This is a genomic window from Okeania sp. SIO2B3 (assembly GCF_010672525.1).
Taxonomy (GTDB): domain Bacteria; phylum Cyanobacteriota; class Cyanobacteriia; order Cyanobacteriales; family Microcoleaceae; genus Okeania.
Window position 1 is genome coordinate 1 of the sequence record NZ_JAAHGH010000172.1, and the last position, 9,359, is coordinate 9,359.

Annotated in this window: 6 protein-coding genes and 2 pseudogenes; 6 read left to right on the forward strand and 2 right to left on the reverse strand. The window is 36.2% G+C overall.

Annotated elements, in window-relative coordinates:
* Positions 1 to 295: 295 nt before the first annotated feature.
* From F6K15_RS36460 to F6K15_RS36475, 4 genes and pseudogenes are all read left to right on the forward strand, one after another.
* Positions 296 to 763 (forward strand): annotated as a pseudogene (locus F6K15_RS36460) (formylglycine-generating enzyme family protein); the annotation flags it as partial.
* A gap of 362 nt (positions 764 to 1,125) precedes the next feature.
* Entirely contained in the window at positions 1,126 to 1,758 is a 633-nt protein-coding gene (locus F6K15_RS36465; RefSeq protein ID WP_293070811.1) for a flavin prenyltransferase UbiX, read from the forward strand.
* On the forward strand, positions 1,751 to 2,518 hold the full coding sequence (locus F6K15_RS36470; protein ID WP_293070813.1) for a hypothetical protein: 768 nt from the start codon (positions 1,751 to 1,753) through the stop codon (positions 2,516 to 2,518). The genes F6K15_RS36465 and F6K15_RS36470 overlap by 8 nt, the downstream gene beginning before the upstream one ends.
* 412 nt (positions 2,519 to 2,930) lie before the next feature.
* Entirely contained in the window at positions 2,931 to 3,488 is a 558-nt protein-coding gene (locus F6K15_RS36475; RefSeq protein WP_293070815.1) for a shikimate kinase, read from the forward strand.
* Positions 3,489 to 4,641: 1,153 nt separating this feature from the next.
* Here F6K15_RS36475 and F6K15_RS36480 read toward each other — a convergent pair.
* Positions 4,642 to 5,067 carry a hypothetical protein gene (locus F6K15_RS36480; protein WP_293070816.1) on the reverse strand — a complete coding sequence of 142 codons (426 nt, stop codon included), beginning with the start codon at positions 5,065 to 5,067 and terminating at the stop codon, positions 4,642 to 4,644.
* Positions 5,068 to 5,074: 7 nt separating this feature from the next.
* Positions 5,075 to 5,479 (reverse strand): NIL domain-containing protein, encoded by a 405-nt coding sequence (locus tag F6K15_RS36485; protein ID WP_293070817.1) that lies wholly within the window; start codon positions 5,477 to 5,479, stop codon positions 5,075 to 5,077.
* Between the two features lie 677 nt (positions 5,480 to 6,156).
* Here F6K15_RS36485 and F6K15_RS36490 point away from each other — a divergent pair.
* Complete coding sequence (locus F6K15_RS36490) at positions 6,157 to 6,738, forward strand: thioredoxin family protein (protein WP_293070818.1); 582 nt, start codon at positions 6,157 to 6,159, stop codon at positions 6,736 to 6,738.
* A gap of 1,443 nt (positions 6,739 to 8,181) precedes the next feature.
* Positions 8,182 to 9,359, forward strand: a pseudogene (locus tag F6K15_RS36495) (hypothetical protein); the annotation flags it as partial.

The following is a 9,359-nucleotide window of genomic DNA, read 5'->3' on the forward strand; positions in this document are numbered from 1 at the left end:
TAAAGCTATAAATACACTACTTAATAACACCGTAATTTTTGACTAATAATCGATTAAGAAAAGTGATTTTTAAGTTGTTTAATAATATTATTTAGCAGTTTACTTGAACAATAGTTCAAGGCGGGATTGAGGTGTAGTGCGAACGCGTCGCGATTGCCGGAGGCACAGCGAAGCGATCGCACTACACCCCCATCTATTCTCAAGCCAGCGTTCCCTTTCTGTTGAAGTATTCTTCAGCTCCAGAAGGCAAATCCATTTCTATATATACCTTTCAACTAGCTTGTCACCCCGTGAGCAGAAACTCTCAGAAATAACGGGTAAAAAGTATAGTTTACCCAGTGAGAGTCAGTGGGAATATGCTTGTCGAACAGGAACAACCACACCTTTTTATTTTGGAGAAACTATAACGTCTGAGTTAGTTAACTATAATGGCAACTATCCTTATGGTGACTCACCGAAAGGAGAATATCGACAAGAAACTACAGATGTGGGAATCTTTCCACCCAATAGTTTTGGTTTGTATGATATGCACGGCAATGTCTGGAAATGGTGTCAGGATGTTTGGCATGATAACTATGAAGGTGCGCCTACAGATAGAAGTGCTTGGGAAACTGGAGGTGATAGTAATGGAAGAGCGCTCCGTGGCGGTAGCTGGAACCTCAATTCTAGGTATTGCCGTTGCGCCGGGCGTAACTATATCGATGCCGACCTCTTCAGCATCATTTGGGGTTTTCGGATTGTCTTGCCTGTTTCTCGTTCCTAGGACTCAATAGTTAGGTTTAAAAAAAAGATAACATAGAAAGAAGTTGTCTAAAAATAAGTATAAACACTCATTAGATGAGGATACCTAATAAAAAAGACGCTTCTCTAGTACCCATCATAAATTTCTCTTTAACTATTGACCAATAGTTAGGTAGTTAGGTATAAAAAAAAATAACATAAAAAAAGAAGCTATCTAAAAATTTGTCTTAAACTAAAAAAAGTAATAGTCTCTTATAGTTAAAAATTCTAAGGTTATGGTCAAGTGGAGTCCTGAAAGCTACCAAAAATCGCAGAAAGTGTTTTACTCTATTGGTGATTTGCTAAAAAATTTACCCTTGTAAGCTCTAAAAATATTTATTGAAAATGAATGATTCTGTTTCTACTCCGCAACTACCGATAACGATCGGAGTTACAGGAGCATCAGGACTAATTTATGCTGTCAGAACTATTAAATTTTTGTTAGCATCCAATTATACTATTGATTTAGTAGCCTCAAAAGCTAGCTACTCAGTCTGGCAAGCAGAACAAAATATTAAAATGCCTGCTGAACCCGCTAAACAAGAAAAATTCTGGCGAGAGCAAGCAGGAGAAGAAAACAATGGCAAACTCCGTTGTCATCCTTGGCAAGATATAGGGGCTAATATTGCTAGTGGTTCCTATCGAACTCAGGGGATGATTATCATTCCTTGCAGTATGGGAACAGTGAGTAAGTTAGCTGCTGGGTTCAGTTCAGATTTACTGGAGCGTGCAGCAGACGTACAGTTAAAAGAAGGTGGTAAACTAATATTGGTGCCTCGGGAAACACCTTTTAGCTTGATTCATTTACGAAACTTGACTACTCTAGCAGAAGCAGGAGCAAGAATTGTCCCGGCAATCCCAGCTTGGTATCATAATCCCCAAACTATAGAGGATTTGGTAGACTTTGTGGTAGCTCGTGCTCTAGACCAATTTGGTTTAGATTGTGTTCCTATAAAACGGTGGATAGGCCATGAATAGATCTCGGAATTTACTATTGTTGGTAGTTTTAATGATAATCGTTGGGTTGGCCTTATTTTCTTGGCAAAATTGGTCCCCTAATTTGTCTTTAACTTTTTTGGGGTTACGATCTATACCTCTACCTTTGTCTATATGGATTTTAGGTGCTTTTCTTGCAGGTGTGATTACTTATTTGTTGATTTATGGTATTTTCGGACTTTCAAATTACTTGTTAAAAAAGAATTTACAACCTGCTAGACCTCGTTCTAGAAAGTCTCATCATCAAGATAGAACTGAGGAAGTTTGGGATGCTTCACAACCTCAAGTAACTTCAGATTCTCAAAGCTCTTTTAACCTGAATAAAGATTCAGAAACAGCTAGGAAAAATGAAAATTATGATGATTGGGAACCAAGACCTCCCAGGGTGAATCGTTCTTGGGATGGCACTACAGAGGAGCAAGGTTCAGAAGAAATACAGGAATCTGTGAATGAAAGTGCTACTAAAAATTATGAAACAGAACAACAGCCAAAAACAGGTTCTTGGTCTGGTTCTGTATATTCTTATGGTTATCGTGATACTGGCAGTTCAGGTGTTGGTCAAACTGAATCTGTTTATGATGCAGATTATCGGATAATTACTCCTCCTCCTGCAAATACATCTATACCTACTCAGGAGAAAGAAGATGATCAAGTTTCTGAAAAAGATAATCGGCCAGAAGAGCCAAAAGAAGAAGATGATCAAGTTTCTGACAAAGATAATCAGCCAGAAGATCCAAAATAAGTTTAGCTGTTGTTTATTGACACTCTCACCGTTAAATCAAAGATTATAATGGGAGATTCTTGTATCACAGATTCTCGGACTAGATCACAAATCAAACAAGTCGAGTTGCACCCCCGCTACTACCATCTCCACAAGCTTTCTTGCTCCGTGTTTACGCGCTCGAGACAGCGCAGGCGGTGCGCTTTTATTCAACCGTCTGCCCCACGGCTATTTATACGATTATAATACCAAAAATGCCCGTGCCTATTGCTCAATTATTTTTCTGGTTGAAATTTATGAGGGGCTGTCTGTTTAGGTCCCCCGGGCAATTTATACCCCCCGTCTCACCGTTATAATCTTTGATTTAATGGGAGTCCTCTTTCAAAATTTATGATAGCTTTTTTTCAACAGTAACTTATGAATGTTAGTACTTATGAATGTTAGTAATAAAAAGTTGTTACAAGGAGTAAATCTTTATTTAGTTGGGATGATGGGAGCAGGTAAAACAACGGTGGGAGAGTTGCTTGCCAAGAGCTTAGGGTATCGTTTTCTAGATACGGATAGTTTGATTTCTCAAGTTGCTGGCAAGTCTATCAATGAAATTTTTGCTGATGATGGTGAAGCAACGTTTCGGCAGTTGGAAACAAATGTATTGGCAGAAGTATCTAGTTACAAAAATTTGACTATTGCAACAGGTGGTGGTATTATCGTAAGTCATTTTAACTGGAGCTACTTACAGCATGGTATTGTAGTCTGGTTAGATGTGCCTGTAGAGGTATTACATACTCGCTTACAGGGCGATCGAACTAGACCTCTGCTTCAGGATAGAGACCCTCTGGGTAAACTTCAGGCTCTTTTAGAGGAACGACGGCCACTTTATGCTAATGCAGATGTTCATATTCATGTAGAGCCTAAATCTACTCCAGAACAGTTAACAATGTTAGTCTTGGCAGAAGTTAAAAAAGTGGTCAAATCATCGGTACTAAATTAGGGTTTGCGCTCAAAAGTATTTTAGTAGGGGTAGGAGACAGGAGACAACCCACCCGCGACTCCCGACCAACCCACCCCTAGCCCCTCCCCCTCCCAGGAGGGGAGGGGAAGACAGGAGACAACCCACCCCTAACCCCTCCCAGGAGGGGAGGAATGGGAATGAGCGAGGAGGTAGGAGTAACAATTGTCAATTTGGGATTTTTCTGCCCAACTATGAGCCTAAAATACGCTCCTAGTATCAGCATCAACAGCTAAAAAATTTGCACTTTTTAAAGGCCTCAAAAAAGCACTTGTCTTTATATGTCAATGCTTTTAGATTTAATCAGCAAGCCCAAATTAGTTATTAAAAGGTTTATCCCCAGATTTGAGTATAAAAATAATCTAACTAAATAGATGTTTTTTGACCAAAGTAAAGTGTTATGGTTTTATGGGGCTATAAAATATTTGGTAGAAACTAAATAATATCTGGGATGAATATATTGACATACTCCCGACGTTGCTATATTCGCGAAAACGCGGGATTCTTCAGTCAGAGAAGCTCTGACCGCTGTTTTAACAGAGGTGATGTCCTCCCCCTGTGTTGATGAGAATCATAATCTATTGATTTGTAATTGTCAATAGCTATAGTCAATATATATGCTACAATATAATATGTATGCTACAAAGAGAAATCCCCGACGAACAACACAGATAACGCCCGGCTTTCCGATACGACGCTCCCCTCCGGGAGAGCGCGGGACTTCCCGCCGGGGGAGTTAAAATTTTTTAGATTTTATTGAAGAAGAAAGAAGGAAAAAGTGGATGGGGACTCAAACCCTAACCAATTGTAAACACCGAGGGTGACGGTGGGTTATTAAACCCAAAAGAAAAAGATAAAAAAACCCCTACCTATAGATCGGGTAGGGAGCAAGGACAGTTAAACGCTTATTCTATTATTATCTCAGAAATCAACTATTATTGGTTGTTATATATTTGACAATTTCTTAAACGTCTATAGAACCCACAAGATTAATATTAAAATTTGAAGCTACTCTTGAAGTAAAGGTAACAGATAATGCTGCTTAACGACAAATTATCAAGTTGTCCATGGCTTTCTGTTTTCTGTTTCATAGAAGCAGTATAGCTGAGATTTAAGGTCTTTCAAGTTTAATTGATTATGCTAGATATTGAAGTCTATAAAGCATAATTCCTAGCCCTAAACTTCCTTGAGAAATAATTAGTAGAATAACAAAAGACTGCCAATTTTTTAATCCACAAACTTGAGTATCCAGTCTTACCAATATTCCCGCAGACATTAACACTAAAGCATCGACAGAAAGACTAATCCACCTAATGATAACTACAAATAAAAAAGCAGAAATAATCACAGCAATAAAAGTCGTAATATCAGATTGAAACCAGGGTGTAATTATGCATTTAAAATTAGGTAGAGGAACAGTTAATATAATATCTAATAAAAAAATAGCAGCTATAATAGCTAGATATAATAACTGAGAAGCTTGAGTACTAGCTAGTCTCCAGCCTAAGATAGTGTAAGTAATTAAAAGTAGGATTAAAGAAAGTAAAGGTATTAGTTTCACATTAAATTTATAAGTTAGTAGAGATTGCTCCCACTGGACAGGTAGGAATACATTGTTCGCATACGATACAACGAGCTCTAATAAAATTGAGACGAAAGGTATCAGGCTGTAAAGTTAAAGCTTCTGTAGGGCAAACACCAGTACATAAACCACAGTCTATACAGCTATCTTCATCTATTAAAATTTCCCTACTAGCCAAACATACATCTATATTTTTTAGTCTCATCCATTCGACAGCAGCATCTAATTCATCAATATCTCCTGATAATTCCAGTACTAATTTACCAACTTGATTTGGTGCTACTTGAGCACGAATAATATTAGCAGCAACATTAAAATCTTTTGCCAACCGATAAGTAATTGGCATGTGAATCGAACTTTGTGAAAATGTTAGAGTCACTCGTTTTTTCATAGCTATGTATTATGTCCCCTAATTAGGATTATTTGACTTTTTGTAGTCAAAATTAAATCTTTTTTTTGGTGATTTTTGATGTTTTTATTTATGATTAACTATAGACCTCTTGCAAAAGTTTTAATTAGGGTGTGCTCAATAAGTCTTATGGGTGAGGGTAGGAGTCAACCCACCCGCGGGCCCCGACCGTGGAGGGGGAGACAGGAGACAGGAGAAACGGGAATTACAAAGGATGTGGTCGAATATGAGAGTCCTTGAATTTTTCTACCCTTGTCTGCTCAAAATGCTAACTTTTTCCTCGCTCCAGCTTAAATATTGTTGCACTTTTTTTTGTTCTAAAAAGGCACTTACCTTTATCTATCAATCCTTTGAGAATTAATCAGCAAGCCCTAATTAAATCAATTCAAGATATTAAATCAACAATTTCATACCCTATGTCCTATGTGCTATTCTCTCTCTTGGTGCGCATTCCCTCTCTTGATCGGCATTCCCATGGCGAGGAAACCTTGCCTGGTTCCGACCGCTTGCGTCTGTCGCCAACGTGGGGTCGAACCGCTATTCCCTGACTTCTGCAAGAAGTCTTATGTAATTAATTTTTATGCTCTTTGTTTTAAGATGGCAATTGCTAAACTAATAGCTATAGTTCTTAATTGTAATAATTCTTTAATTTTTTGACAATGAGCGTAAACCCATCTGACTCTACAAATACTTCCTCTTTAACAACGCGCCTGAGAAATTTCATTATTGCGTTGGTAGCGATCGCTTTATCAGTGACCATTTTTATTGGATTACGAACAGAGACTACTTCGGTTTCTTTAGGTGAAATGGCTGAAGCTGCAACACCTCTGAATGTGGCCTTAAGTAATGGTAAACCGAGTCTCATTGAATTTTATGCCAATTGGTGTACTGCTTGTCAAGCTATGGCTCCTGAATTGGAGGGAATTAAACAACAGTATGCTGAAAATGCCAACTTTGTGATGTTGAATGTGGATAACAGCAAGTGGTTGCCAGAGTTGGCTAAATATCGAGTAGATGGTATTCCCCACTTTGTATTTTTGGATCGAGATGGTTCTGAAGTTGGCCAGACTATTGGAGAAATACCAAAATCTGTGATGACAGCAAATATAGAAGCTTTAATTGCAGGGAATATTCTACCATACGATGGTACTGTTGGTCAAGGGTCTAAGTTTAACACATCATTGGCCCCAATTAAAGCAAGTCAAGCAGATCCGAGAGTTCACGGTAGTCAAGTGCAATAGTTGTCGATTAAGCTTGTGTGTATTATAGAATTACTTGCTTTTTTAGTTACTTAGAAATTAATGGTATAGCAATTCTACTCTAATATTGGTGAGGTACAAAGTTCTAGATTTTAAGGAATAGGTAAAAGAAAATTATACCATTTCACGGAAGTTAATTCAGTTAACCTCTTGACAGAGTAACTATGTTATCAGTACCTCCTGCAATAGGGAGGCGAAATGATGCAGAATTTTCTTTTTTTATCCTCTTAAATGAAATGGTATAAGAATAACAATTGTACCTCACTCAGCTGAAAATACTATAGTTTATTTTTTAGGAGATATAAGTTAGTCAATTTTTTTGATAAGCTGTTTTTTTTATACAAGTAATACCATTTCTCAAAAATTTTTCTACATTTTCATGAGTAGAGAAGTAGGGGAGTGGGATAGAAGTAAAAACAAGGATAATTAACATTAACTTGTCTAAAATTAGTAAAAAAGTGATTTGAATCTTTTTAATTATTTAATAACTGAAGTTTTATCTAAGTATAGCGTTGCTTTTGGGAATTGGTATATAGCGTTTCTCAGGAAGTGTGGGGTACACCTATCTTTATTTTTTCTTTCCTGTTCCCTATTCCCTGTTCCCTAAAACAAATGAATTTTGTACCTCACTCTTTTTGGGAATTGCTATAACAGAGGCATAATATTAATTTTTATCTGATAATTTACTTATCAATACTGTTAATATTAACCGTAAATAATGCAAATTGAATTAGTGACAACAGATTGCAAGTAAATGAGTTAAATTCCTTGATTTTATCTTTTCTGTGGCGGGTTTAATCTCTATGCAATTTTCCCTTCTGCCTTCTTCAATGACTCCTAGTATTTTTTAAACTGCTTTATAAATTATGTTTACCGAATAATTAAGGTTTAAAGCCTCTCCTTGGCTGCGCCACGAGCTGTCGCTCTACAAGGAGAAACAAGAAAAATTTTTCATGATTAGTCAATCCTCTTCTTTTCAAGGAGAGGTAATAATTATTAATTATTAATTGTTGAATGTATCTCATTAACCTGAAATATGCTGTATCAATTATCAGGTGTATGATCAGATATTCTAAGTTTTTTCCCTCCACATCTACAAGCCGTTATCAAAACCCACAACTAATTCTTCAAATAAGCTTGGGGCATTAAAATTAATGTGAAAAATATAGATCAATAAATTCTAAATTAGATAGCTATCTAGAATACGAAAAAGCAGACTAGATCCCATAAAATACAATTTTATGAAATTAGGTGAACTTGTGAATCTGCTATAGTAATCTTCAATGATTTATTGAAAATAAAAAAATAGATTAAACCCCTAAAAATTTCACCAAACTTTTCTAGTTTCATCACATATTTTTGCACAAATAAAATTATGATTTATATATATGATGAAACTTATATAATCAGTCAAATACATCATCTATGAATAAATCATCTATCAATTCTAAGGAATTACAAATACTTTTAATATTTTATTCTGCGGCCGGAATATTTACTATTAGTGTTCTAGTTGCAATAGTCAGTATACTTCCTCTTTATAAGCAACTTAAAATAAACGAAGAAAGCAATTTACAGTCAGCTTTAAGAACTCGAACTTTAGCAGTAGAAGAATTTATTTCAAGAGCCAAAGGTATTGCAACACAAATCGCTAGTCGTACCCAAGCAAGACTAGAATTAGAAGCTTATAACCGCAACCAAAATAATCGTGCTTCTGCTGTTTCTAATATTACACGCTATCTGAGCGATGCTCTAAATAGGAGCGAAGATGTAGTGGGCATTAGTCGCTTTGATCGAGATAATCAATTGATAGTTCAACTTGGTTTACCTATCCCTCAAAAATTTTGGAATTTTTCCACTCAGAACTCTCAAAATTCTCACATTAGCAATCCAATTCGCCTCAATAATCAATCTTATATAATTGTTAGCCAAGCAATTTTTAACTCTAATCAACAACAACAGGGAACAGATTTAGTTTTATTTAAAACGGAGGATTTAGAAAAAATAATCACAGATTATACGGGACTAGGTCAAACAGGAGAAATTTTTTTAGGAACCTTTCAAAATCAACAAGTAAAATTATTTTTATCGTCCATAAATCAAGCTAACACTTTATCAGAACCTATTATTAAAGCACTGGAAAAAACAGTAGTTATTCAAGAATCAGGACTTACGTTGATCAAACCTAAGTTTTGGAATTATGGTCAAATAATTGCTTTTGAACCCCTCTCAAAAGTAAATTGGGGACTTGTGATTAAAATCGATCGTCAGGAATTGTATGCTTCTGTTAATCGCCAGTTGATTACGATTGCTATTCTAATAGTTATTTTCAGTTTTCTGGGAGCAGGTGGCATGATTTTACTATTGCGTCCATTAGCAGGTCAAGTGATTATTCAAACCGACGAACTTGAAGAACAACTTAAGGAAAAGAATCGTACTTTACACGAATTAAATAATGCTCAAGAAAAACTACTTTTAGAAATTAAAGAACGTAAACAAGCCGAAAACTTACTACGAGAATCAGAAGCTAAATTAAGAGAACAAAAACAAGAACTTCAGCAAACATTAACAGAACTTCAGCAGACTCAAGCTCAGATGATTCA